Origin of the sequence: Lysobacter brunescens (genome assembly GCF_042677005.1) — a bacterium.
In the GTDB taxonomy this organism is placed as follows: domain Bacteria; phylum Pseudomonadota; class Gammaproteobacteria; order Xanthomonadales; family Xanthomonadaceae; genus Lysobacter_I; species Lysobacter_I brunescens.
Window position 1 is genome coordinate 1,056,203 of the sequence record NZ_JBHTIF010000001.1, and the last position, 24,161, is coordinate 1,080,363.

At 70.7% G+C, this 24,161-nt stretch carries 17 protein-coding genes; 9 read left to right on the top strand and 8 right to left on the bottom strand.

Annotation, left to right across the window (positions count from 1 at the left end; genetic code table 11):
• Nucleotides 1–12: 12 nt before the first annotated feature.
• Genes ACFQ0E_RS04500 through ACFQ0E_RS04510 form a run of 3 tightly spaced genes read right to left on the bottom strand, consistent with a single transcriptional unit; the run spans nucleotide 13 to nucleotide 2,834 of the window.
• A complete protein-coding gene (locus ACFQ0E_RS04500; protein ID WP_386822490.1) occupies nucleotides 13–834 on the bottom strand; it encodes a glycosyltransferase family 2 protein in 822 nt (273 codons plus the stop codon).
• The gene (locus ACFQ0E_RS04505; RefSeq protein WP_386822491.1) at nucleotides 827–1,618 is read right to left on the bottom strand and encodes a beta-ketoacyl synthase chain length factor; all 792 of its coding nucleotides are present in this window, start codon (nucleotides 1,616–1,618) and stop codon (nucleotides 827–829) included. Before ACFQ0E_RS04505 ends, ACFQ0E_RS04500 begins: the two co-directional genes overlap by 8 nt.
• A 1-nt stretch (nucleotide 1,619) precedes the next feature.
• Complete coding sequence (locus tag ACFQ0E_RS04510) at nucleotides 1,620–2,834, bottom strand: beta-ketoacyl-[acyl-carrier-protein] synthase family protein (RefSeq protein WP_386822492.1); 1,215 nt, start codon at nucleotides 2,832–2,834, stop codon at nucleotides 1,620–1,622.
• Between the two features lie 249 nt (nucleotides 2,835–3,083).
• Here ACFQ0E_RS04510 and ACFQ0E_RS04515 point away from each other — a divergent pair, with 249 nt between their 5' ends.
• From ACFQ0E_RS04515 to ACFQ0E_RS04540, 6 genes are all read left to right on the top strand, one after another.
• Nucleotides 3,084–3,497, top strand: coding sequence for a hypothetical protein (locus tag ACFQ0E_RS04515; RefSeq protein WP_386822493.1), 414 nt, complete (start codon nucleotides 3,084–3,086; stop codon nucleotides 3,495–3,497).
• A 50-nt stretch (nucleotides 3,498–3,547) separates the two neighbouring features.
• Nucleotides 3,548–4,231, top strand: coding sequence for a YdcF family protein (locus ACFQ0E_RS04520; RefSeq protein WP_386822494.1), 684 nt, complete (start codon nucleotides 3,548–3,550; stop codon nucleotides 4,229–4,231).
• A 92-nt stretch (nucleotides 4,232–4,323) separates the two neighbouring features.
• Complete coding sequence (locus tag ACFQ0E_RS04525; protein WP_386822495.1) at nucleotides 4,324–10,068, top strand: alpha-2-macroglobulin family protein; 5,745 nt, start codon at nucleotides 4,324–4,326, stop codon at nucleotides 10,066–10,068.
• Nucleotides 10,069–10,164: 96 nt separating this feature from the next.
• Nucleotides 10,165–11,100 carry a DUF808 domain-containing protein gene (locus ACFQ0E_RS04530; RefSeq protein ID WP_386822496.1) on the top strand — a complete coding sequence of 312 codons (936 nt, stop codon included), beginning with the start codon at nucleotides 10,165–10,167 and terminating at the stop codon, nucleotides 11,098–11,100.
• An 85-nt stretch (nucleotides 11,101–11,185) separates the two neighbouring features.
• On the top strand, nucleotides 11,186–12,619 hold the full coding sequence (locus ACFQ0E_RS04535) for a S8 family peptidase (protein WP_386822497.1): 1,434 nt from the start codon (nucleotides 11,186–11,188) through the stop codon (nucleotides 12,617–12,619).
• A gap of 36 nt (nucleotides 12,620–12,655) precedes the next feature.
• On the top strand, nucleotides 12,656–13,858 hold the full coding sequence (locus tag ACFQ0E_RS04540) for a benzoate/H(+) symporter BenE family transporter (RefSeq protein WP_386822498.1): 1,203 nt from the start codon (nucleotides 12,656–12,658) through the stop codon (nucleotides 13,856–13,858).
• 105 nt (nucleotides 13,859–13,963) lie between these two features.
• Here the strand turns inward: ACFQ0E_RS04540 and ACFQ0E_RS04545 are convergent, their stop codons facing one another.
• On the bottom strand, nucleotides 13,964–15,769 hold the full coding sequence (locus ACFQ0E_RS04545; RefSeq protein ID WP_386822499.1) for a DUF885 domain-containing protein: 1,806 nt from the start codon (nucleotides 15,767–15,769) through the stop codon (nucleotides 13,964–13,966).
• A 268-nt stretch (nucleotides 15,770–16,037) separates the two neighbouring features.
• Between ACFQ0E_RS04545 and ACFQ0E_RS04550 the strand changes: the two genes are divergently transcribed.
• Complete coding sequence (locus ACFQ0E_RS04550; RefSeq protein WP_386822500.1) at nucleotides 16,038–16,481, top strand: hypothetical protein; 444 nt, start codon at nucleotides 16,038–16,040, stop codon at nucleotides 16,479–16,481.
• Nucleotides 16,482–16,655: 174 nt separating this feature from the next.
• On the opposite strand, the gene ACFQ0E_RS04555 is transcribed toward ACFQ0E_RS04550, so the two are convergent.
• The 4 genes from ACFQ0E_RS04555 to ACFQ0E_RS04570 form a co-directional block, all read right to left on the bottom strand.
• On the bottom strand, nucleotides 16,656–17,489 hold the full coding sequence (locus ACFQ0E_RS04555; protein ID WP_386822501.1) for a transglutaminase-like domain-containing protein: 834 nt from the start codon (nucleotides 17,487–17,489) through the stop codon (nucleotides 16,656–16,658).
• Between the two features lie 127 nt (nucleotides 17,490–17,616).
• A complete protein-coding gene (locus tag ACFQ0E_RS04560) occupies nucleotides 17,617–18,144 on the bottom strand; it encodes a cytochrome c oxidase assembly factor Coa1 family protein (RefSeq protein ID WP_386822502.1) in 528 nt (175 codons plus the stop codon).
• Nucleotides 18,141–20,360 carry a S9 family peptidase gene (locus ACFQ0E_RS04565; protein WP_386824028.1) on the bottom strand — a complete coding sequence of 740 codons (2,220 nt, stop codon included), beginning with the start codon at nucleotides 20,358–20,360 and terminating at the stop codon, nucleotides 18,141–18,143. The genes ACFQ0E_RS04560 and ACFQ0E_RS04565 overlap by 4 nt, the downstream gene beginning before the upstream one ends.
• 71 nt (nucleotides 20,361–20,431) lie before the next feature.
• Nucleotides 20,432–21,142, bottom strand: coding sequence for a glutathione S-transferase C-terminal domain-containing protein (locus ACFQ0E_RS04570; RefSeq protein WP_386822503.1), 711 nt, complete (start codon nucleotides 21,140–21,142; stop codon nucleotides 20,432–20,434).
• A 265-nt stretch (nucleotides 21,143–21,407) separates the two neighbouring features.
• Here ACFQ0E_RS04570 and ACFQ0E_RS04575 point away from each other — a divergent pair, with 265 nt between their 5' ends.
• Entirely contained in the window at nucleotides 21,408–21,872 is a 465-nt protein-coding gene (locus ACFQ0E_RS04575) for an REP-associated tyrosine transposase (protein ID WP_386822504.1), read from the top strand.
• A gap of 100 nt (nucleotides 21,873–21,972) precedes the next feature.
• Nucleotides 21,973–24,153 carry a DNA helicase II gene (gene uvrD / locus ACFQ0E_RS04580; RefSeq protein ID WP_386822505.1) on the top strand — a complete coding sequence of 727 codons (2,181 nt, stop codon included), beginning with the start codon at nucleotides 21,973–21,975 and terminating at the stop codon, nucleotides 24,151–24,153.
• Nucleotides 24,154–24,161 lie beyond the last annotated feature (8 nt).

Sequence of the window (24,161 nt, forward strand, 5' to 3'; positions counted from 1 at the left end):
GCTCTTGCTCGTTCACTTGCGGGGCGCCGTGGCGAACTCGCCGCTCGGGTCGTCGATCACCGCCGGGGTGTTGCGGGTACGCCGATATTCGCGGATCACGTGGCCGTAGTTCCAGACCTGCACGACCACGTGCGAGGTGATCCGCCAAAGATCGTGCAGCGGGCGGAAGTGGCTCTTGCGGAACTTCTCGACCGCGCCGGCACCGGCGTAGCGGGATTCGATCGGCACCGAGACCACGCCCATGCCGAGGCGGCGCGCGGCGCTGATCAGGATCTGCGCCTCGTAGACGAAGTCCTCGCCGGGCACGTCGGTCAGCGCCGCGACCGCCGCCGGGTACAGGCGCTGGCCGCTCTGGGTGTCGGCGATGCGGTAGCCGCAGCCCCAGGCGATACCCCAGTCGCCGAATTCGTTGGCGAGGCGGCGGTAGGTCGGCTGCTGCGCGCGCTTGCGCAGGCGCGCACCGATCGCGATGCAGTTCGGATGGCGGTTCGCGGCGGCGACCAGGCGCGGGATGTCGGCGGCCAGGTGCTGGCCGTCGCCATCCATGGTCAGCACCGCGTTCGCGCCCTGGCGCAGCGCCTCGCGGAAACCGTCGCGCAGGCTGGCGCCCTTGCCCATCCGCGTCTCGTGGCGCAGCAGCGTGACCGGCAGGTCGGCGATGCGCTCGGCGGTGCCGTCGTCGGAGCCATCGTCGATCACGATCACCCGGTCGCACTCGGCCAGCGCGCCCTCGACCACGTCGCGGATGCGCAGCGATTCGTTCAGGGCCGGAATCACCACGGCGATGCTGTGGCGGTCGTAGACGACGGGCGTGCCGGCAGTGCGATCAGTCATGAATGATGTCCACCGTCAGCACGCGACCCGGCGGGCCGGCGCGCAGGACCACATGGCCGGCGCCCCAGGCCAGCGCGTCGAACAGCGGCAGCATCGAGGCGATGGCATTGCCGCCGGCGTGGCGACCGAGCGGGCCGTCGCCGCCGGGCAGTGCGCCGGCATCGCCGTCGGCATAGGTCGCCGAGATGCGCGGCCCCGTGCCGTCGCGCGACAGCAGCAGTGCGCCGCCGAGCAGGCCGGTGCAGTCGTGCACCGAGCGCAGCGGCCCGGTTGCGCCGGTGTCGTAGCCGACCAGCAGCACCGCCTCGGCGCCTGCGGCCAGCTGCGCCAGCGCTTCGAGCAGGCCCTCGGCGAAGCTGCCGTCGTAGGCGCTGATCGCGGTTGCAGCCTCGAAGCAGCCCGCGCCGATGGTCCAGTAGCCGGCGGCGGCGTTGTGCACCGAGTTGTGGAACTTGGTCGGCGACATCGCCAGCGGCTCGGCGGCCAGCGTGGCGCAGACGTAGTCGGTGATCGACAGGTCGCCGTGGGTCGAGGTGAACACCGACGGCAGCGACGCAGGATCGCGCCCGGCGGCCTGGCAGGCCGACAGCGCGACCTCCAGCGCCACCGCGACCGATTCCGGCGCGCGGCGTCGCTCGTTCGGCGGCAGCAACTGCGGCGAGGGCTTGGCGGGTGCGCCTTCGGGCAGCGTGCCGGTGGCGACGAAGTCGCGCGCGGCGTCCCACGAGGGCAGGCCGTTGGTCCAGAAGCCGATGCTTTCGATGTGTGCGGTCAAGGTCGTCATGTCATGCCTTCCCGAACACCAGCGAGGCGTTGTTGCCGCCGAAGCCGAAGGAGTTGTTCATCGCGTAGCGGATCGCGCGATCGGCGTTGGCGAAGCGGATCTGCGGGCCGCAGGCCGGGTCCGGCTGCGGCGCGCCGTCGCCGAGGATGCCCGGCAGCAGGCCGTGTTCCAGCGCGATCAGCGCGAACACCGATTCGACGATGCCGGCGGCGCCGAGCGTGTGGCCGGTCCAGCCCTTGGTCGAGCTGGCATGCAGGCCGTCGCCCGCTGCGGTGTCGCCGAACAGCCCGGCGACCGCGATCGCCTCGACCGTGTCGTTGGCCGGCGTGGCGGTGCCGTGCAGGTTGAGGTAGCCGACATCGGCCGGGGTGATGCCGGCGCGTGCGATCGCGTCCTGCATGGCCAGGCGCGCGCCCAGGCCCTCGGGATGCGGGCTCGACATGTGGTGGGCGTCGCTGCTCTCGCCGTAGCCGCACAGGCGCAGGCCCCGTTCGCCGTCGACGGCGCGTTCGAGGATCGCGTAGCCGCCGGCCTCGCCCAGCGACAGGCCGTCGCGGCGGGCGTCGAAGGGCAGGCAGCGGTTGCGCGACACCAGGCCCAGCGAGTTGAAGCCGAACAGCACGCTGCCGCAGAGGGTGTCGATGCCGCCGACCAGGGCGGCGTCGACCACCCCGGCGTGGATCAGCCGCGCGGCCTGCGCGAAGACCTTGGCGCTGGACGAGCAGGCGGTCGCGACGGTCACGCAGGGACCGCGGATGCCGGTGATGCGGCGGACGAAATCGCCGATCGAATGCGGGGTGTGCAGCAGTTGGGTGCGCAGGTCGGCCGGGAAGGCGCCGTCGTCGAGACGGGTGTAGGCCTCCTCGCTGGCGCCGATGCTGGAGGTCGAGGTGCCGATGATCGCGGCCACGCGCTCGGCGCCGTGGCGGGCGATCAGGTCCTCGACCTTCGCGACGAAGTCGTCCTGCTGCAGGGCCAGCCAGGCCAGCCGGTTGTTGCGGCAGTCCCAGGGCGCGAATTCGGCCGGGAGGACCACGTCCTCCACGCCATCGACGCGACCGATCCAGGTCTCCAGCCTCTTGTCGGCGGTGGCGCCCTCGCCGAAATCGTTGATGCGCAGCCCGCTCCGTCGGGTACGCAGGGCCTCGACCTGGGCAGTCAGGCCATGGCCGAGGGCAGTGGTGGAGGTGTGGGCGCGGATCGCAAGCGGCGCCATCGGGGTCGGAGTTTGGCTGGCGGAGGGCACCGCATGGCTCATGTCGGGAAACGACCCGGGATTATACGGGCCGTGTCCGACAAGACGGTCGCCGGCGGTCGACTCGCCATGCGACACAAGGCGGATGGGCGCGATATCCTGAATGTGCGCCTGCCGGACCTGCGACAGGCCTGCTGCATTCCGACCAGACCGCGCCGCGCGGTTCATCAAGCCACACTTCACGAAGCCACATTCCACCGAGGGGGATTCATGCGTCTTTCCGCCGTTGCTCTTTCCGTTTTCGCGCTGCTGGCCTTCAGCGGCACCGTCCACGCCGGCCGCACCGCGCCGCTGGTCGATCCCGCACCGGTGTCGGTCCCGGCGGGCGCCACCCAGGAATCCCTGGTCAAGGACATCAAGCGCGCGCTGCTGGGCCGTGGCTGGACGATCACCGCCGAGCGTCCCGGCGAAATCGATTCGACCCTGTTCATCCGCGACCATGAAGCGAAGATCCGCATCACCTACGACCAGCAGTCTGTGCGCTTCGCCTACGTGGACAGCAAGAACCTGAACTACCGCCTCGATCGCAAGGGCAAGGCCGAGATCCACGCCAACTACCTCGGCTGGATCAAGAACCTCACCAACGACCTCGGGGTCAACCTGCAGCTGTCGCAGACCCCGTAAGCCGCACCGCCGGGGCGCCATCGCCCCGGCGCCTTCGAGTCACCGCCGGGATGACCCGCCTCGACCACCGCGCCCGGCTCGCGCTCGACCCCGACGTGCTCCACTCGGGTCTCGTGGCCCTGCTGGCCTGCCTGCTCAGCGCGGGCCTGGTCTATCTGCTCTACCTCGCCCGCGTCGTGCGCACCGCCGCGCGGGCGCCGACCGTCCCGGCCACCGGCGATTGCCTGCTGCTGTTCGGCAAGCACGCGCCGGACGGGCGGATGGATGCCGATTTCGCCGCTCGCGTGGCCCGCGTCGCCGCGCTGTGGCGGGCGCACACGCCGCGCCGGATCGTCCTGCTCGGTGGCGCCGCGCCGGGCCATCCCAGCGAAGCAAGGACCGCGCACGCCGCGCTGCTCGCCGCCGGCCTGCCAGCGGACGCGCCGTTCCTGTTCGAGGAAGCCTCGCGCGACACCCTGCAGAACCTGCGCCATGCCCGCGACCTGCTCGCCGCCGAAGGCGAGCGTGGCCGCGTCACCCTGGTCAGCAGCCGCTACCACCTCGCCCGCTGCGCGCTGTTCGCGACCCAGCTGGGCTTCGAACACGAACCCTGCGCCGCCGAACCGGCGCTGTCCCTGCGCCCCGGCATGTGGCTGCGCCTGCTCGGCGAAGCCGGCTACGTCTGCTGGATCGACCTCGGCACCCGCTGGGCGCGTTTCATCGGCCACCGGCGGATGCTGGCGAAGGTGACCTGAGGCGCGGACCCCGTTCGCTGGTGCCGGCCGTTGGCCTGCTGCACGATGCGCCGACGATGAAGGGGGATGCGATGCGACGACTCGGACGAGGAATGCTGCTGGCCGCGCTGTGCCTGCCGGCGATGGTGCTGCCGGTTAAGGGACTGGCCGCAGACCCCACGCGCGGCATTCAGGTCGACGTCGAGGACGACGGCTTCTCCCTCGAATTCCCCGAGCCGATGCTCGCGCTCGACAACCAGCCGGTGACCGGCCTCCGCGTCGAACCGGCCCTCGCCCTCGACTGCCACTGGTCCGACGACACCGAAATCGGCTGCACGGTCGCGGGCGGCAAGCCTCTGCCGCCGGCCACGCGGCTGACGATCCGCCTCGCGCCCGGACTGCAGACCGCCTCGGGCAAGCCGCTCGGCGCCGTGGTGCTGACCGTGGAGACGGAACGCCCCGAACTGGACGCGAGTGTCACGGACTGGAAGGCCGGCGTGCCGTCGCTGGTGCTCGAAGGCAACCTGCCGATGACCGCCGAAGCAGTGGCCCGGGTCCTGTCGCTGGGCGACGGCGAACGCATCTGGCGCGGCCTGCGCGTCTCGCCGCTGCCCGGGCGGCGGCACTGGAACGGCAGGGAACGGCCGCGTTTCGCAGTCACGCTGCCGCCGGATCTGCCGACCGATGCGGTCATTGATGTGGTGGCCGATGCGGGCCTGCGCTCCAGCGCCGGCCCGCTGCCGTCGGACGAACCCGGGCGCCTCCTGCTGTTCCGCCATGCCGAACCGTTCCGCGTGCGTGCGGCCACCTGTGCGTCCCGCGAGCGCGAGGCGCGCGACCTCCAGCCAGCGGACGGCCTGTCGCTGGACTGCGTGCCCGGCCGATCGATCGCGATCCATTTCTCGGCGACGCTGCAGGCCGACGCGCGTGCGGCGTTCGTCGCCGCGCTGCCGACCGGCGTTGTCTTGTCGCGCTGGGTGACGGCTTCTGCGCCGGTCGAGTCAGACGCGCGCGTGTCGCAGGGCGATGGCGATGTCGCCTCCCTCGTGATCGACGCGCCGGATACCCGTATCGCCTTCGACATCGACGGCGGCCTGCGCGATGTCGATGCACGCCGCCTGTCCGCGCCGACGCGGGTCGAGCTCCGCACCGGCGCACCGCGCCCGGCCCTGCGCGCGCCCGCGACACGCTGGTTGCTGGGCGATCCCGACCGCGCCGGCATCGAGGCGGTGAACGCACCCGCGCTGACCCTGGACATCGACGGCCTCGGCGCCGGTCCGCTCCGCGAGCGCCTGGGCATCGCCTCGACGCGCGGCACCGCGGCGACCGCCGTTTCCGCATCCGCGCGGCGCACCCTGGGCGAAGGCGGCACGCTGCGCTGGCAGCTCGGCCCGCATTCCTGGGAGGCGCTGCGGATGGCCGCGCCGCAGTTCGACCTCGGTGCGCAGGTCGCCGGGAGCGAAGTCGTGGCCTGGGCGCTGGACTGGGACGACAGCCGATCGCTGGACGGGGTCGAGGTCGAACTGGTCCGGCTCGCGCCGGCCGCCAAGGAGGATCCGGCGTCGATGCCGACCGAGACCGTGGTCGGCACCGCGCGCACCGGCCGCGACGGCGTCGCCCGCCTGGTCCTGCCCGCCGATTTCGCGCGCGCGCCGAAGACGCGCGGCACGCCGCCGGCTTCGTGGTTCCTGCGTGCGACCGACCGCGCGCGGCGCGCGGTGCTGCATCTGGGCGAGGATGGCAATGGCGGACTGGCCCGCGTCTCCACGACGCGTCCGCGTCTGTTCGTCGCCACCGACCGGCCGCTGTACCGTGCCGGCGACACCGTGCGCTTCCACGGCTGGGTGCGCGTGGGGCGCGGCGGGCGCCTGCTGCGTCCCGAGGACAAGGCGGTCGCACTGTCGCTGGTGTCGGACGCCCAGCGCACCGAACTGCTGACCTGGCGCGGCACGCTCGATGACGGCGGCGCGTTCGCCGGCGAATTCGTCCTGCCCTCGCAGACCGTGGACGGCGACTACTGTTTCCGGCTCGACGAAGGCGAGCACGCCGCCTGCATCTTCGTCGGCACCTTCCGCGCGCAGGACCTCTGGGCGCAGGCCGAGACCACGACACCGCTGGTGCGCGACGGCGATCGCATCGCGCTCGACATCGAGGCCGGCTACTGGTCCGGCGGTGCCGCCAGCGGCGCGGAGATCCGCCGCGTGCGCACGTTCATGGAAGCAGCATCGCCGGCCGATGCCTATCCGGCCTTCGCCGATTACGCCTTCCTCGATGCCTCGGCGGACGATGTGCATGCGCGCTTCGCGCCGCCTGCAGCGGCGACGGGCACGCTCGATGCCGACGGCCGCGCGCGCGTCGAGATTCCGGTGGCCTTCGTGGATGACGAGGCCGAGACGCCAGCGCAGCCGCCCGCCTTCGCCCGGCTGCAGACGACTGCGGAAATCGCCCTCGCCGGTCGCGAGCCGGTGGTCAGCAACGGCGCGACCGTGCATTACGCGCGGCATGCGCGCTACGTCGGCCTGCGCCTGCTGCCGGCGTGGTTCGATGCCGCGACGCCGCTGCGCCTGGACGCCGTGCTGGTCGCGGCCGATGGCACCGCCGTGCCGGGCGAGACGATCACCGTGACTGTGGTGCGCCGTAGCGAACAAGTCGACGGCACGACGCAGGACGAGCCGGTGGCGACCTGCACGCTCGTCGCCGGCACGCCCGCGCCCTGCGACGTGCCGCGCACGCGCAGCGGACGCTATGTCTTCACCGCGCGCAGTGGCGACGCCGCGCCGGCGGTGCTGACCCGCTACGTGTGGAACGCGCGCGGTGCGCGCGGCGAGGCGCCGGCCATCGAGTCGGCGCTGGAGGTGATCGCGGCACCGGCTGACGCCTCCGCGCCGGTGCGCCTGCTGCTGCGCCAGCCGTATGCGCGCGCCGATGCGCTGCTGGTGGTGTCCGCCGGCGGCGAGGTGCTGGCGACGCGCACGCTGGCGATCGACCGCGCCGAAACCGAACTGACCCTGCCGACCCACGCCGACGGCCGCAATCGCGTCGACATGACCCTGCGCGTGCGCGAACGCGCGCCGGCGCCGGTGGATGCCGAAGGCCTGCGCAAGGCACCGCGCAGCACGACGCTCACCGTCGCGGTGGATGTGCCGCGACCCGAGAGGAAGCCTGCGGTCGCGCTGTCGCTCGATCGCATCCGCACCGAGCCGGGACAGCCGGTGCAGGTGCGCGTGCGCAACAACGGCCCCACGCCGCGCACCGTCGCACTGGCCGTGTTCGACGATGCCCTGCGCTCGCTCGCGGGTGCGCGCTGGGACGACTTCGATCCGCACGGCGCCGCCTGGCTGGGCAGTCGCGATGCCGACTGGCGCGGCCGGCTGCACGTGATCGACTACGCGGGCTGGAACAAGGCGCCGTGGACGCACTGGCTGCCCTGGGACGATGCCAAGGTCGAGGCATCGCTGCGCGGCCCGGCGTCGGCCAGGGCCGTGATGCGGTTGCGCGAGGCGGAAATTCGGCGATCAACGGAGGTCGTGGCGCCCGATTTTCCCGAAGAACCGCCCGTCGTGTTCGATGCTGCCAGTGAAGTCGACAGTCCGGCCTCGCCCGGGATGGGATACGCCGGCGAGACCGATGACCTGGATCGTATTGCCGTGACCGGCTCGCGGATCCTGCGTGCGCAGGACATCGGGCCCGTTGCTGACCTGCTTTACATCGTCAAACCGGACCCCGGCGCAACCCGCCGCGAGCGCGCACCGCCGCCGGATCCAGCGCTGCTCGCGCTGCGCGTGCGCGGGGCCTTCGCCGACACCGCGCTGTGGCAGGGCGGCCTGCGCCTGGCGCCGGGCGAGGAACGCGTGTTCACCGTGACCGCGCCGGACAACCTGACGCGCTGGCGTGCGGTGGCGTGGAGCGCGGACGATGGCGAAGGCTTCGACCGCGCCGAGGCGATGTTCGATGTCGGCCTGCCGCTGGAAGCGCGGCTGGATGCGCCGGTGCGGCTGTATCCGGGCGATCGCGCCGAACTCACCGCGAACGTGCGGCAGAGCGGCGATGCGCCGCTGCGCGTCGACGCGCGGCTCGCGGTCGAGGCGCTGGGTGCGCAGGCCGACGCCACGCTCGATCTCGCCGCGCGCGGGCAGTCGTCATTCGTGCTCGACATTGCGCCCGGGGCCGAAGCGACGCCACGCATGCTCGTCGCGACCGCGCATGCGCATGGCGGTGCGCATGGTGATGCTGTGTCGCAGGCCATCGAACTGGCCTCGCCGAGCATCGACGCGCGGCGCGTGCAGGCCGGCTGGCTCGGCGCCTCGCCGCTGCTGTTGCCGATGCCGACGCTGCCGGCGGGCGCGCGCGACGTGCGCCTGTCGGTGAGTCTGCTCCCCGGCGCGGACGCGCTGGTGCACGGCTGGATCGACGACCTGCATCGCTATCCGCATCGCTGCTGGGAGCAGATGCTCAGCCGCGCGGTCGCTGCGGCCATCGCGCTGGAGCGCGGCGAGGGCGCGCGCTTCCCCGACGCGCGCGCCAGCATCGACGATGCCCTGGCGAACGTCGCGGTGTTCCAGACCGGCGACGGTGGCTTCCGCTATTTCGCCGATACGTCCGACGACGACGGCGGCGACGTGCCGCTTACCGCCTGGACCGTGCGCGTGCTGCGCACGCTGGCCGACCTGGGCCACGACGTTCCGCTGCGGGCGCTGTCGAAGGCCGACGGTTACCTGCAGCGCAGGGTGCATCCGTCCGGCAGCGATCCGGTGACCCGTGTACGCGTCGCCTTCGCCGCAGCCGCGCAGGAAAAGCCGGGCTTCGCGGTCACCGATGGCCTGTGGCGCGAGTTCGCGACACTGCCGCTGCCGGCGCAGGTCGCTGCCGCGCGGGCGATGGCTGCGGGCCGGCATCCGCAGGCCCGCGACGCCGCGCGACGCCTGCTCGACGCCACCACGCTGCGCGGCAAAGCGCGCGTGCTGCGCGCGCCGGGCCGCCACGATCGCTGGATGAGTTCGGATCTGCGCGAGCAGTGCGAACTGATCGCGCTGCTGCGTCGTCATCCCTCGTTCGCCGACACCGTGACGCGGCGTGCGCTGATCGCCGGACTCGGCGACCTGTATGCCGGCGGCGTGCCTGAGGTCGACACCCAGAGCGGCGCGGTCTGCCTGCTCGCGCTGCGCGGACTGGGCCGGGACGGCACGCGGACGCCCGTCACCCTCGACCTGTCGCTGGGCGATCGCCGCACCACGCTGGCCCTGGCGCCCGGCGGCGAACCGCCGCGCTGGGACCTCGCGATCGAACCGCGCGAGGCCGGCCAGCCGCTGCGCCTGACCCCGCAGGTTGGCGGCGACGTGCCTGCGAGCTATCGCGTCGAATACCGCTACAGCGAGGACGCGCGCGCCGCGAACGCGTCGGCGATCGGCTTCGCCCTGCAGCGCGAGTATCGGATGCTGCGCGACGGCCGCTGGCAGCCGCTGGCGGGCGAATCGCTGCGCGACGGCGACTGGGTGCGCGTGACCCTGCGCCTCGACACCCGCGCCGACCGGCATTTCGTCGCGATCACCGATGCCGTGCCCGGTGGCCTGCGCCCCACCGACCTCACCCTGAGCGGCGTGGCCGGCGTCGACCTGCAGGCGGTGTCGGACGAAGGGTCCGGCTGGTTCCGCACCCGTCGCCTCGATCCGCGCGCGCCGAAGTTCTACGCCAAGGTCCTGCCGGCGGGCCGGCACGAGGTCCACTACTTCGCGCGGGTCGGCAACGCCGGCGACTACCTGGCGGCACCGGCGCAGGCCGAGCTGATGTACGGCGCGGCGACCCGGGCGCGCACGGCGGCGACGCGGGTGGTGATCGAAGGCGGGGCGCCCGACCGCTGAGTCCGGTCCTGAGCCGGGCCGGGCCACGGGCGACGCGGGACCGCCGCATCGCCCGTGGCAGAATGGCGCGGTCTTTTCCCCACGGATGTCCGCCCCATGGCTTCAGGCTTCTTCGCGCTGCTCGACGATATCGCCACCCTCCTCGACGACGTGTCGGTGATGACCAAGGTGGCGGCCAAGAAGACCGCCGGCGTGCTCGGCGACGACCTGGCCCTCAACGCGCAGCAGGTGACCGGCGTGAATGCCGATCGCGAGCTGCCGGTGGTGTGGGCGGTGGCCAAGGGCTCGGCGGTGAACAAGGCGATCCTGGTCCCGGCGGCGCTGGCGATCAGCGCGCTGGAAGTCTGGATGCGCGGGCGCGGCATCAACATCCCGCTGGTGATGCCGCTGCTGATGATCGGTGGCGCGTTCCTGTGCTTCGAGGGCGTCGAGAAGCTGGCGCACAAGTTCCTGCACAGCAGCAAGGAAGATGAAGCGCACCACGCCGAACTGCTCGGCGCGGTGAAGGACGAGCAGGTCGACATGGTCGCGTTCGAGAAGGACAAGATCAAAGGCGCGGTGCGCACCGACTTCATCCTGTCGGCCGAGATCATCGTGATCTCGCTCGGCACGGTGGCGACGCAGCCGTTCATGAAGCAGTTCGGCGTGCTCGTCGGTATCTCGCTGCTGATGACCGTGGGCGTGTACGGCCTGGTCGGTGCGATCGTGAAGATCGACGACGTCGGCGTGTACCTCACCGCCCGCGCGGGCCAGGGCATCGCCGCCCTGCAGCGCGGCGTCGGCCGCTTCCTGCTGTGGGGCGCGCCGAAGCTGATGAAGTTCCTGTCGATCGCCGGCACCGCCGCGATGTTCCTCGTCGGCGGCGGCATCATCACCCACAACGTCCCGGCGCTGCATCACATCATCGAACCGTATGCGCACGGCTGGACCGGCACGCTGCTGTCGATGGCCTTCGACGCGGTGGTCGGCATCCTGCTCGGCATCGTGGTGCTGGGCGCGGTCCAGCTGTTCAAGAAGCTGCGCGGGCGCTGAGCTGCGCGCGTCATCCGGGAGTCGGGTCATGCACGGCAGTCGCATCGCAGGTATTTCTTGGTTCCGCCGCATCGCCATCGCGGCCATGTCCGTCCTGACCCTCATTCCGCTCGCCGCCTCGGCGCAGGGGGTCTCCGCCGAGGCGCTCGCCAAGGCGCGCAAGGACGGCGAGGCACGCGTCGTGGTGATGCTGCAGCCGACCCCGGCCGCGCAGGCCGCGGCGGCGAAAGGCATCCGCCTGCATCCGGTGGTCGCGCCGGATGTCGACGCCGTGCTGCGCGCGCTGCCGGCCGCCGGTCGCGCGCGGGTGACGCACCGCTTCGCGCGCGTGCCGGCGTTCGCGATGCGTGCCGATACGGCCACGCTGGCGCGCCTGCACCGCGATCCGCGCGTGGCGAAGGTCGACCTGGATGTCGGCGGCAGCGGTGGCGGCGAGCCCGACTACGCGTCGGTGCTCAACCAGGTCCATCAGCTCCGCGAGCTGGGCGTCGGCGGCGCCGGGATGAAGGTCGGCGTGGTCGACACCGGCATCGACACCGACCATGCCGATTTCACCGGCCGCATCGTCGGCGAGCGCTGTTTCTGCACGGTCGGCACCGGCTGCTGCCCGAACGGCAGCACCAGCCAGTCCGGCACGGGGTCGGCCGAGGACGACCAGGGCCACGGCACGAACGTCGCCGGCATCATCGGCGGCGATGGTACGGTCGCGCCACGCGGCGCGCTGCCCCAGGTGCAGCTGGTCGCGGTGAAGGTGATCGACCGCAACAACCGCTTCCAGTCGACCGCCGATGTCGTCGCCGCGCTGGACTGGCTGGCCGTGAACCATCCCGACATCGACGCGGTGAACCTCAGTCTCGGCACCGACACCCTGTTCCCCGGCGACTGCGACAACAGCGCTGCGTGGACCCAGGCGCTGGCGACCTCGGTGAACAATCTCCGCGCGCTGGGTGCGGTGGTGGTGGTGTCCTCGGGCAACCAGGGCAACAGCAATGCGATGAGCGCACCGGCCTGCATCTCGACCGCGCTGTCCACCGGTGCGACCTGGGATTTCAACGGCCCGTCGCGCACCTTCCTCGGCTGCACCGAAGCCTCGACCGAGCCGATGAAGCCGACCTGCTTCACCAATCGCAGTCCGACGACCGATCTGTACGCCGCCGGCGCCTTCGTCACCGCGCCGGGCTTCAACGGGGCCACATCGAGTTTCGGCGGCACCTCGCAGGCCGCGCCGATGGCCGCCGCCTGCGCCGTTGCGCTCAAACAGGCTGCGCCCGCGTCGACGGTATCGCAGCGCATGGAGGCGATGACCCTGTCGCCGACGCGCATCACCGACACCGTCAGCGCGCGCACCTATCCGTTCCTCAACTGCCGCAACGCGCTGCACCTGCTCAATCCGGCGATGTTCGAGCCGATCCCGGCCAACGGTTCGCGTCCGCTGCGCGTGCCGCGCCCGCAGGCGACGAAGCCCGCGCCGCTCGTGCGCCCGCAGGCCGGCCAGAGCCCCGGCCGCGCGCCGCGCTGACGGCGGCGACCGTTCGCCATGCACGCAGGGAAGCCCATGGACACCAACGCCGACGCCACGCCTTCCAGCGCGCCACCGCGCCGCAGCCTCATGCGCGATGCCTCGCTGTCGGCCATCGCCGCCGGCTTCGTTACCGTGCTGGTCGGTTTCACCAGTTCCGTCGTCATCGTGTTCCAGGCAGCGCAGTCGCTGGGCGCCACGCCCGCGCAGACCAGTTCGTGGATGTGGGCGCTCGGCCTGGGCATGGGGCTCACCTGCATCGGCCTGTCGCTGCGCCATCGCATCCCGGTGGTCACCGCCTGGTCCACGCCGGGCGCGGCGATGCTGATCGGCAGCGCCGCCGGCCTGCCGATGTCCGATGCGGTCGGCGCGTTCCTGCTCTCGGCATTGCTGATGGCGGTCGCGGGTTTCTCGGGTGTCTTCGAACGGATGATCAGCCGCATCCCGATGGCGTTGGCCTCGGGCATGCTCGCCGGCGTCCTGCTGCGCTTCGGACTGGAAGCGTTCGCGGTGATGAAGACCAGCCTCGGCCTGGGTCTGACCATGTTCGCCGTGTACGTGGCCGCGCGCCGGTTCTCGCCGCGCTACGCGGTGATCCTCACCCTGCTCGCCGGCATCGCCTTCGCTGCAACTGCGGGACTGATGCACACCGAACGCCTCGTGCTGGAACTGGCGCGCCCGGTGTTCGTCGCGCCCACGCTGTCGTTCGCCGCGATCGCCGGGATCGCGCTGCCGCTGTTCATCGTGACCATGGCCTCGCAGAACGTGCCCGGCGTCGCGGCGATGCGTGCCTCCGGCTACACGCCGCCGGTGTCGCCGATCATCGGCTGGACCGGCGTGGTCAACGCCGTGCTCGCGCCGTTCGGTGCGTTCGCGCTGAACCTCGCCGCGATCACCGCCGCGATCTGCATGGGCCGCGAGGCGCACGAAGACCCGTCGCGCCGCTACGTGGCGTCGGTCGCCGCCGGCGTGTTCTACGTGCTCGTCGGCCTGTTCGGCGCGACCGTGGCCGCGCTGTTCGCCGCGTTCCCGAAGGCGCTGATCGTCGCCATCGCCGGCCTCGCCTTGCTCGGCACCATCGGTGGCAGCCTCGCCGCCGCGCTGCGCGAGGAGACCGACCGCGAAGCAGCGCTGGTCACCTTCCTCGTCACCGCCTCCGGGCTGACGCTGTACGGCATCGGCTCCGCGTTCTGGGGGCTGGTCGCGGGCGTGGTGACGTTGCTGGCGTGGCGGCGTTGATCTTCCTCTCCCGCATGCGGGGGAAGTGCATTGCCCCCTCCCGTTCACGCTGCGCGTGAATCTCCCTCCCCCGCATGCGGGGGAGGGTTGGGGTGGGGGCGCTCCTCAGCGTTTCTTTTGCTGCTGCTCCGGCACGAAGCGTTCGCGCACGGCCTTCGCGAGCAGGTCCGGCGGCAACATGCCCTGGTCGAGCAGGAAGTTGTTGAAGGCGAGTCGGTCGAACTTCTCGCCCAGCGCCAGCTCGGTTTCCGCACGCAGTTCGAGGATCCGCGCGTAGCCGTAGAAGTAGCTGCCGGCCTGGCCGGGGGCGTTGAAGGTGTAGCGGTCCAGTTCCTGGCGAACCATCGCCGGCGACAGGCCGACATCCTCGCTGAGCACCTTGCCGGCGCGTTCGCGATCGATCATGCCCAGGTTGAGCATCGGGTCGAGCATCGCGCGCGCGGCGCGCAGCAGGCGGAACTGCAGCGCCACCAGCTGCCCGTCCAGCGGGAGGTAGGGCACCATCTCGGCCTCGGCGTACAGCGCCCAGCCTTCCACGTTCACCGAGTTGAACGCGAACAGCGTGCGCGCCAGCGACACGCCGCGTTCGACCATCGCGGTGAACTGCAGCTCGTGGCCCGGGCGGCCTTCATGCGCCGACAGCGTCCATGCCACGGCCGGGAAGTTGAAGTCGTCGAAACGTTCGCTGGCGCCGAGGTTGGGGTTGCCCAGCGGCAGCACGAACTGGCCCTGCTGGCCGGTGTTGCCGATCAGCGGCGCGGGCAGGAAATGCGGTGCCGGCTGCGCCGCGCTCTCCGCCTCGGTGCCCAGGCGCATCACCATCGGCCGCTGCGGCACGTCGACGATGCCCTCGCGGCGGATGATCGGATCGATCGCGTCGATGACCGTGCGGTAGCGCGTTTCCAGCTGGTCGTTCGGAATGGTGTCGCGCTTGAGCGCGCGGATCACGCTGCGATAGTCGGTCTCGGCAAATCCCTTCTCCTTCGCGACCAGCGGCGCCAGGCGCTGCATCGCCGCGCGCGTTTCCATGAACGACAGGCGCGCGCGCTGGATCAGCAGCTGCGGCGGGATTTCGATGCCCACCTGCTTGAGCTGCAGTGCGTAGAGTTCGGGCGGCAGGCGGGTGTCGGTGCGCGCCTGCGGCAGCACGTCGCTGCGCACCCAGGCCACGTAGTCGGCGACCTGCTTTTCGAGCGCGTCGAGCGCCGGGTCGGCACCATCCACTTTGTACTGCGCGAACAGCTTGCGGATGCCGGCGACGTAGGTCTCGGCATTGCCCAGCGCCTGCTCCACTTCCAGCTTCGTCGGGCGCAGCAGCCTGGCGTTGCCCGCGCGTTCTTCGTAGCGCTGCCGTGCGAGGGTCATGATCGGCACGGTGTCCGGCGTCATGCCGACATAGGTCTTCAGCCGGGTCAGCGCCTTGGCCCGGCGTTCCGGCGGCGTCTGTTCCGAGAGCAGCCCGCGCACGCCCTGGAACACCAGCTGCGGCGCATCGGCGAAGGGCAGCAGCAGGCGCTCGTTGATCTGGCTGGCTTCGACGCTGTCGTTGGCGGCCTGGACCATGATCGCCAGGTCCTGGCGCACGTCCGGGTCGCGCTCCAGCTGCAGCGCCTTCTGCAGGGTGGCCCTGGCCGCGAGCGTGGCCTGCCGCGCGCGTGCGACGTTGTCGGGACGCAGGTCGGTGACCTGGTCGTCGTAGCCGGGAATGCCGAAGAACGAGGCCTGTTCGGGCTGGAAGGGCAGGGTCGCGCGCAACAGCACCTGCGCGTGCGCGTTGCTGGCGGCGACCCATGCCGGCGGTGCCTTGGTGGCGGAAGTGGCCGGGGCGGGCGGCGCGGCATGCGCGAACGCCGGCGGTGCGGCCACGGCCGCGAAGAGGGTCAGTGCGATGGCAAGGGCGAGCGGTTTCATGGGGGACGTCTCCGGAGGTGATCCAACGCTACCCCCGGTCGCGGCGCGGGCACAGCGCCGAAGGTCACGGACGACAGCATGCGGCGGCCACGGCGCAGCGGCTGAGACCGCAGTATCCGTGCGAGCCGAAGCTCGCGCGTGTCGAACCGGTACGCAACCCCGTTGCCACCGGCGCGGCGTTCAGCAGGAAGCGCGTCGCGCAGCAGGATCGATCCACGCCGGCAGCGCGCGACACCGCATGCATTCATCCATGACCGGAGAGACCATCATGTCCATGCCACGCACCACCGTGCTCGCCATCGCCCTGTGCGCCTGCACCGCTTCGCTCCCGGCGTTCGCCGACGACACGCCCGCCGAACGCAAGGCGCCGCGCAGCGAGCGTCCCGAACCGACCACCGGCTCGCGCATCGTCGAGCGCAATTCCAGTGATCTCGACGAAATCCTCGTCATCGGCGCGATCCACGATCCTGCCGATGCCGCCTTGCCCCAGGACACTTCGGTGCCGCCGCTGCCTGCGCAGGCCGATGCAGGCAAGACGCAGCGTCGCGGTCGCGCCACCACCGGTTCGCGGATTCCCGACAGCCAGCTCGCCGAGCTGGACGAAGTGCGCATCGTCGGCGCGGTGCACGATCCGGCGGACGCCGGCCTCGCCGACGACGCCTCGCTGCCGGACTTGCCGGTGGTGATCGCATCGACAATGCGCGGTCGCTGATCTTCCTCCGGATCGACACGACGGGCCGGTTCGCACCTGGGCCGGCACGTCGTCATCTGCGCATTCGTTTCCTTGCTGTCATCCCGAGCCGCAGGCGAGGGACCTGCTTTGAAACGTCTCTCCGATCAATCGAAAAGCAGGTCCCTCGCCTGCGGCTCGGGATGACAGAAGGCGTCAGTTCGACGCCGTGTCGCGGTCGCGCCGGATCTGCGCGGCGTCGACGATGCGCAGCTGGCGCGTGGCGCGGTTGAGGCCGCGCAGCGCGGCCGGGTCGCCGTCGCCGATCGCCAGCACGATGTGCCCGGCGCCGAACGGACCGAAGCCCGCGTCGTAGCTGGTCCAGCGCCTGCCGTCCCAGGCCTGCACCCAGGCATGCGGGCTGAACACGTGCGCGCGGCCGGCGAAGCGTCCGGAATAGGCGATGCCGTGCACGATCCGCGTCGGGATGCCGCGCGCGCGGGCTGCGGCGGCGAGCAGCACCGCGAACTCGGTGCAGTCGCCGCTGCGCTTCTCCAGCGCCGTCGCCGCATCGTCGTAGTGGCGGTAGTCGATCGGCCCGTTCATGTGCGCGCGTACCGCCTCGGTCAGGCCGGCCATGCGCGTGCGCACCGAGCGTCCGCGCCCGTGCTGGCGCGCGAAGCTGCGGATGCGCGGGTCGTCGCTGCGCACCCACGCATTCGGCGAAAGGTAATGCTTCAGCGCGTCCGCCGATGGTGCGGGTTCGTCGCCGCAGTCGGCGCAGATCGAGACATGCAGGCCTTCGTTGTCGATCGTGACCGATTGTTCCCCAGTGCGTGGCGGTTGCCATGTCGGCGATGCGTTGCTCGCGAGCCGGTAGCGGATCTCGCCCGACAGCGCGATCGCATTCAGCCGGTACGGGGACGCCACGAACAGGCTGCGCAGGAAGTCGCGGGCCTCATCGTGGCTGGGCGGCTCGGCGGCGCGTGTCGGCGCGGGCGCGGCGAGCGCGATGAGCAGTGCGGATGGGAGCAGGCGGCGAGGGGACATCGGGTGTTCCGGTGGCGATGTGCCAGCGGGAACGTGCGGCTGTGATACGCGGGGTTGATGGTCGCGACTCGCGTCGCTCCCACAAGGCGACAAAGCGCTTGCTGGAGCGACGCGAGTCGCGACGGTGTTACAGGCTCTCGTCGGAAGACGACGAGAAATCCTCTTCGTCGGTCGCGCTCGCGGCGGCGATCTCGTCGGGCGTGCGCAGGTCGATGTCGGTGGATCGGCCGTCGACCACCACGGTCAGCGTACGGTACTGCCAGCGGCCGACGCGCTTGACCGCTTCGATGTAGAGGTCGGCATCGGCCTTCGGTCCCTCCAGCGGGATCTGCAGCGATGCCGAGCCGTTCGGGCCGTTGAGCTGCTGGTTGCCCTGGATGAACCAGCCGGGTTCGATCGGCTGGCCCAGGGCCTCGATCACGCGCGGGTCCTGCTGCGCGCGGCGCTTGGCCTCCATCGCCACGTCGGACGAGCCCATCATCGAAAACAGGCCATAGACGAACAGGCCGATCGCCGCGAGGAACAGCACGCCGAAGAAGGCGACCAGCACCGGCACCGCCCATTTCCAGTTGCGCTGCCACCAGCCGGGCTGGCCGGCGGGTGGCGCGGGCGGCATCGCACCTGCGGGCAGCGGCGGCGGTGCGTGCGGGCTCATGGCTTGAGGCACCGGCCGAAGAAGGCTTCGGTCAGGCGATAGCGATGCAGGGCATCGTTGCCGCGCAGGCCGTGCTTGGCGCCCGGATAGGTCATCAGCTCGAAGGGAATCGCGCGCTTCTGCAGCTCGCTCATCAGCTTGGTCGAATTGCCGAACAGCACGTTGTCGTCGGCCATGCCGTGGATCAGCAGCAGCGCGCCGGGCTGGATGCCGGCGACGTGGGTGAACACGCTCGCTTCCCTGTAACCCGCCGGATTGGTCTTCGGATGGTCCATGTAGCGCTCGGTGTAGTGCGTGTCGTACAGCGCCCAGTCGGTCACCGGCGCGCCGGACACGCCGCAGGCGTAGTCGTTCGGCGCCTTGCCCAGCAGCATCAGGGTCATGTAGCCGCCGTTGGACCAGCCGTAGACGCCGATGCGCTGGCCGTCCACCCACGGCTGCGCGCGCAGCCATTCGACGCCCTTGCGCTGGTCGTCCACTTCCACCGTGCCCTGCTTGCCGTACAGCGCGCCGCCGAAGGCCGCGCCGCGCCGTGGCGTGCCGCGGTTGTCGAGCGAGAACACGACGTAGCCCTGCTGCGCGAGGTACTGGTTGAAGAAGTGGTCGCCGCGACCGGGCCAGCTCTGGGTCACCGTCTGCGCGGCCGGGCCGCCGTAGACGTAGACCACCACCGGGTAGCGCTTCGCCGGGTCGAAGCCGGTCGGCTTGATCAGGTTGTAGTGCAGCGGCGTCCTGCCGTCGGCGGCGGTGAGCGTGCCGAACTCAATCGGACGCTGCGCATCGCGATACGGCGCGTAGGCGTGGTCGGGCTTCGAGGGGTCGTTCTCGACCAGCGCGGCGATGCGCGTGCCGTCGGCGCGATGCAGCACGATCTGCGGCGGCGTGTTCGTGTTCGACCAGCTGTCGACGTAGACGCTGGCGTTGCGCGCGAAGCTGGCGCCGTGCATGCCCGGCTCGGTGGACAGGGTGCGGATCTCGCCGCCGGCCAGCGGCACCACGTGGATGTGGTTCTGGCGCGCGTCGGCCTTGCCGTCGGCGGTGCGGCCGGCGCTGAAATACACCAGGCCCTTGTCCTGGTCCACCGCGAGCAGGGCGTCGACCGGCCAGTCGCCCGAGGTCAGCGCGGTCAGCTGCTTGCCGTCGGCGCTGGCGATGTAGAGATGCTCGAAGCCGCTGCGCTCGCTGATCCACAGGAATCGGTCGTCCTTGAGGAAGCGCAGGCCGTCGTGCAGCGGCACCCAGGTCTTGCTGGTCTCGGTGACCAGCGTGCGCTGCTTGCCGTCGGCCAGCGTGGCCTCGATCAGTTCGAGCCTGCGCTGGTCGCGCGACTGGCGCTGGAAGGTCAGGCGTTTCGCGTCGCGCCACTGCACGCGCGCGAGGTAGATGTCCGGGTTCGGGCCGAGGTCGATCCAGGACGGCGTCGCGCCCTTGCGCGGTGCGATCGTGCCGAGCTTGATCGTCACGTTCGGGTCGCCGGCCGCCGGATAGCGCTGTTCGATCACTTCGGTGCGATCGGGATACACCTCGTAGCGCTTCTGGATCGGCACCGGGCTTTCGTCGATGCGCGCGAAGGCGATCGCCGAATCGTCCGGCGCCCACCAGTAGCCGGTGTGGCGGCCCATTTCCTCGTCGGCGACGAATTCGGCGACGCCGTTGCCGATGGTCTCGCTGCCGTCGGCGGTGAGCTGCAGTTCCTCGCCGCTGCCCAGGTCGATCGCCCACAGGTTGCGGCCACGGATGAAGCTGACGAAGCCGCCCTTCGGCGAGATCTTCGGGTCGGTGGCGAAGCCGCCGCCGCGGGTGAGCTTGCGCACGGCCTCCTTGCCGCTCTTGGCGAGATCGTACAGGTACAGCTCGCCGCCGAGCGGGAACAGCAGCGATTTGCCGTCCGGCGACCACTGGTATTCGACGATGCCCGACAGCGCGGCGGTGCGCTGGCGTTCGCGACGCGCCTTTTCCTCGTCGCTCAGCACTTCCTCGCCGGGCAGCACGTCGGCGGAATCCACCAGGATCGCGGTCGTGCCGGTGGCCACGTCGAAGGCCCACAGGTCGAGGCGGTTGCGGTCCTTGTCCTTGCCGCGCAGGAAGGTCACGCGCGAACCGTCGGGCGCGATCTGCGGCTTGACCAGGGTCGGGCCGGACAGCGGCGCGGCGCCGTTGATCGCTTCGAGGGTGAGCTTGCCCGGCGCGGGGCCGGCGGCGTGGGCGTGGGGCATGGCGAGACCGGACAGCAGGGGGGCGCCGAGCACTGCGGCGGTGAGCAGGGCGAGCGTGCGGGTGCGGAGCATCATGGCTTGGAAGTTCCGAAGAGGGTGCGGCGTTGTTCGTCGGTGAGCGGTTGCCCGGCCTGCGGATTGACCTGCTTGGTCAGCGCATAGGCGCGTTGGGTCGCCGGGCGCGCGCGGATCGCATCGCACCAGCGGCGGACTTCGGGATACGCGTCGAGGTCGATCGGCGCCGTGCGGTAAGGGCTGATCCACGGGTAGCAGGCCATGTCGGCGATGGTGTACTCGTCGCCGACCAGGAAGGCGTGGCCGGCGAGGCGCTTGTCGAGCACGCCGAGCAGGCGGTGCGCCTCGCGGGTGTAGCGATCGATCGCGTAGGGGATCTTTTCCGGCGCGTAGACATTGAAATGGCCGTACTGCCCGGTCATCGGGCCCAGCCCGGCCATCTGCCAGAACAGCCACTCCAGCGTCGCCGTGCGACCGCGCAGGTCCTGGGGCAGGAAGCGGCCGGTCTTTTCGGCCAGGTAGAGCAGGATCGCGCCGGATTCGAACACGCTGACCGGGGCGCCGTCGTCGGCGGGTGCGGTGTCGACGATCGCCGGCATGCGGTTGTTCGGCGCGATCGCCAGGAAATCGGGATGGAACTGCTCGCCCGTGCCGATGTTCACCGGCTTGATGGTGTACGGCAGCGGCTGGCCGGCATCGACCAGTTCCTCCAGCAGCAGGGTGACCTTGTGGGCGTTGGGGGTGGGCCAGTAATGCAGTTCGATCATGGCGTCGCCGGTTCCGTGGGCGGGGAAGGCGGAGTGTACGCGCAGCCGGGGGCCATACGCTGGCGCTTGGCGTGCGGGCCGTGGCCAGTTCCCATGCGGACATTTCATGTCGCCATTTGACGCCCGCGCCGCGCCCGGTGCGGGCGGGCCCGCACAGTGGTTCATGTAGAGCGGAGCTTGCTCCGCTCCCACCGGAGGCAAGCGCACAGCCGAATGCGGAGTTTCCCGATGGTGGCGTCAGGCCAGTCATTCCATCCTCCGGGGCATGACCAGTCACAAGCTCACCAAAGGCCGTTACTCCCAACCTGGCGCCTATTACGTCATCACGACCGTCTCCGCTGCTCGCCAGCGTCTGTTCTGCCATCCAGGCATGGCACAGGCCGTCATCGAGGAAATCCGGCACGCCGGCAGCGGAACCCAATTCGTGCACCATGCTTGGGTGCTGATGCCCGACCACCTGCATTGGCTCATCGAGCTGTGTGACGTCGACCTCAGCGTCGGCGTACAAGCATTCAAGTCTCGGTCCGCACGGGCCTTGAACCTTGCCTGTGGACGGTCCGGACCCGTGTGGCAACCCGGGTTCTACGATCACCGCCTGCGCCATGAGCACGACCTCCAGCGTCAGGCGCGCTACATCATCGAGAATCCAGTCCGGGCAGGGCTGGCTGGATATGTCGAGGGCTATCCCTACCTGTGGTGCAGATGGGGGCGCCACGGCAATGGGCCGTGACTTCGACATGGCGCGTAGACGCGAGCGGAGCAAGCTCCGCTCTACGAAAAGCAGCGCCCGGGAAGTCCGGATTCGCGATCCGATGGCCTAGAATGCCGCGATGGATGTTTCCCACCTGCTCGACGGCCTCAACGCCGCGCAACGCGAGGCGATCACGGCCGAACCCGGCCACATGCTCGTGCTCGCCGGCGCCGGTTCCGGCAAGACCCGCGTTCTCACCCATCGCATCGCCTGGCTGCACGAAGTGCATGGCGTGCCGATGCACGGCATCTTCGCGGTCACCTTCACCAACAAGGCGGCCGGCGAGATGCGCCACCGTGCCGACGCCCTGCTGCCGCACGGCACGCGCGGCATGTGGATCGGTACCTTCCACGGCCTTGCCCATCGCCTGCTGCGCCTGCACTGGCAGGACGCGAAGCTGCCGGAGGGCTTCCAGATCCTCGACAGCGACGACCAGCATCGGCTGGTCAAGCGCGTGGTGCAGGCGCTGGAGCTGGACGAGGCGCGCTTCCCGCCGCGCCAGATCGCGTGGTGGATCAACGCCCAGAAGGACGAAGGCCGCCGCCCGCAGCACATCCAGCCCGACAAGGACGAATGGGCGAGCGTGATGCTCCGCGCCTACACCCTGTACCAGGAGCGATGCGAGCAGGCCGGCCTGGTCGATTTCGCCGAGATCCTACTGCGCGCGCACGAAGTCCTGCGCGACCATCCGCCGCTGCTGCAGCATTACCGGCACCGCTTCCAGCAGCTGCTGATCGACGAGTTCCAGGACACCAACAGCCTGCAGTACGCCTTCATCCGCCTGCTCGCCGGCGACACCGGCCAGGTGTTCGTGGTCGGCGACGACGACCAGGCCATCTACGGCTGGCGCGGCGCCAAGGTCGAGAACGTCAACCGCTTCCTGCGCGACTTCCCCGGCGCGAAGACCATCCGCCTCGAACAGAACTACCGTTCCAGCGCGAATATCCTCAACGCCGCCAACGCGGTGATCGCGCACAACCCCTCGCGCCTGGGCAAGCAGCTGTGGACCGACAGCGGCGAAGGCGAGCCGATCGACCTGTACTCGGCCTTCAACGAGATTGACGAAGCGCGCTTCGTCATCGAACGCATCCGCCAGTGGGTGCGCGACGGCGGCAGCCACGGTGAATGCGCGATCCTCTATCGCAGCAACGCCCAGTCCCGCGCCTTCGAAGAGACCCTGCTCGGCGAGCAGATCCCGTTCCGTGTCTACGGCGGCATGCGCTTCTTCGAGCGTGCGGAAATCAAGGACACCCTCGCCTACCTGCGCCTGATGGCCAACCGCGACGACGACGCGGCCTTCGAGCGCGCGGTCAACACGCCGCCGCGCGGCATCGGCGAGCGCACCCTCGACGAAGTGCGCCGCCGCGCCCGCGACCGCTCGATCTCGCTGTGGAAAGCCGCCGCCGAGGTCGCCGCCGGCGATGCGCTGCCGGCGCGCGCGCGCAACGCCATCGCCGCCTTCGCGCAGCTGATCGAAGCGATCACCGACGAAGCCGGCGAGTTGCCGCTGAAGGACAAGATCGACCACGCGCTCGCCCGCTCCGGTCTGCGCACGCACTACGAGCTGCAGTCCAAGGGTTCGCTGGACTCGCGCACCGACAACCTCGACGAACTGGTCTCGGTGGCCGCGCGCTTCGTGAAGGGCGACGACGAGGAAACTGCGGCCTTGTCCGAACTCGTCGCCTTCCTCGCCTATGCCGCGCTGGAAGCCGGCGAAGGCCAGACCGAGGCCGGCGAGGACGGCGTGCAGCTGATGACCCTGCACAGCGCCAAGGGCCTGGAATTCCCGCTGGTGTTCCTGGTCGGCCTGGAAGAGGGCCTGTTCCCGAACAACAAGTCGATCGAGGAATCCGGGCGGCTCGAAGAGGAGCGCCGGCTCGCGTACGTGGGCATCACCCGCGCGCGGCAGAAGCTGGTGATCACCTACGCCGAAGCCCGCCGCCTGCACGGCCAGGAGATGTACGGCCTGCCCTCGCGCTTCCTGCGCGAGATCCCGTCCACGCTGATCCACGAAGTCCGGCCGAAGGTGCAGGTCTCGCGACCGATGTACCAGGCGCAGCCGCGCAAGCAGTGGGGCCACGCCTCGCTGCAGGAGACGCCCGGTCTGCGCGTGGGGCAGAACGTGACCCACGCCAAGTTCGGCACCGGCATCGTCACCGACATCGAAGGCAGCGGCGCCCACGCCCGCGTGCAGGTGAACTTCGACGACGCCGGCAGCAAGTGGCTGGTGCTGGCGTATGCGAATCTGCAGCCGGCATAAGGTGTTGT

What these genes read in the sequence shown, in the direction of transcription:
- ACFQ0E_RS04515 (WP_386822493.1), top strand. Translation starts at nt 3,084, where the DNA reads ATGCGTCTTTCCGCCGTTGCTCTTTCCGTTTTCGCGCTGCTGGCCTTC.
- ACFQ0E_RS04555 (WP_386822501.1), bottom strand. Translation starts at nt 17,489, where the DNA reads ATGTCCCCTCGCCGCCTGCTCCCATCCGCACTGCTCATCGCGCTCGCC.
- ACFQ0E_RS04525 (WP_386822495.1), top strand. Translation starts at nt 4,324, where the DNA reads ATGCTGCTGGCCGCGCTGTGCCTGCCGGCGATGGTGCTGCCGGTTAAG.
- ACFQ0E_RS04575 (WP_386822504.1), top strand. Translation starts at nt 21,408, where the DNA reads ATGACCAGTCACAAGCTCACCAAAGGCCGTTACTCCCAACCTGGCGCC.
- ACFQ0E_RS04500 (WP_386822490.1), bottom strand. Translation starts at nt 834, where the DNA reads ATGACTGATCGCACTGCCGGCACGCCCGTCGTCTACGACCGCCACAGC.
- ACFQ0E_RS04540 (WP_386822498.1), top strand. Translation starts at nt 12,656, where the DNA reads ATGGACACCAACGCCGACGCCACGCCTTCCAGCGCGCCACCGCGCCGC.
- uvrD (WP_386822505.1), top strand. Translation starts at nt 21,973, where the DNA reads ATGGATGTTTCCCACCTGCTCGACGGCCTCAACGCCGCGCAACGCGAG.
- ACFQ0E_RS04550 (WP_386822500.1), top strand. Translation starts at nt 16,038, where the DNA reads ATGTCCATGCCACGCACCACCGTGCTCGCCATCGCCCTGTGCGCCTGC.
- ACFQ0E_RS04530 (WP_386822496.1), top strand. Translation starts at nt 10,165, where the DNA reads ATGGCTTCAGGCTTCTTCGCGCTGCTCGACGATATCGCCACCCTCCTC.
- ACFQ0E_RS04535 (WP_386822497.1), top strand. Translation starts at nt 11,186, where the DNA reads ATGTCCGTCCTGACCCTCATTCCGCTCGCCGCCTCGGCGCAGGGGGTC.
- ACFQ0E_RS04520 (WP_386822494.1), top strand. Translation starts at nt 3,548, where the DNA reads ATGACCCGCCTCGACCACCGCGCCCGGCTCGCGCTCGACCCCGACGTG.
- ACFQ0E_RS04505 (WP_386822491.1), bottom strand. Translation starts at nt 1,618, where the DNA reads ATGACGACCTTGACCGCACACATCGAAAGCATCGGCTTCTGGACCAAC.
- ACFQ0E_RS04565 (WP_386824028.1), bottom strand. Translation starts at nt 20,360, where the DNA reads ATGCCCCACGCCCACGCCGCCGGCCCCGCGCCGGGCAAGCTCACCCTC.
- ACFQ0E_RS04545 (WP_386822499.1), bottom strand. Translation starts at nt 15,769, where the DNA reads ATGAAACCGCTCGCCCTTGCCATCGCACTGACCCTCTTCGCGGCCGTG.
- ACFQ0E_RS04570 (WP_386822503.1), bottom strand. Translation starts at nt 21,142, where the DNA reads ATGATCGAACTGCATTACTGGCCCACCCCCAACGCCCACAAGGTCACC.
- ACFQ0E_RS04510 (WP_386822492.1), bottom strand. Translation starts at nt 2,834, where the DNA reads ATGGCGCCGCTTGCGATCCGCGCCCACACCTCCACCACTGCCCTCGGC.
- ACFQ0E_RS04560 (WP_386822502.1), bottom strand. Translation starts at nt 18,144, where the DNA reads ATGAGCCCGCACGCACCGCCGCCGCTGCCCGCAGGTGCGATGCCGCCC.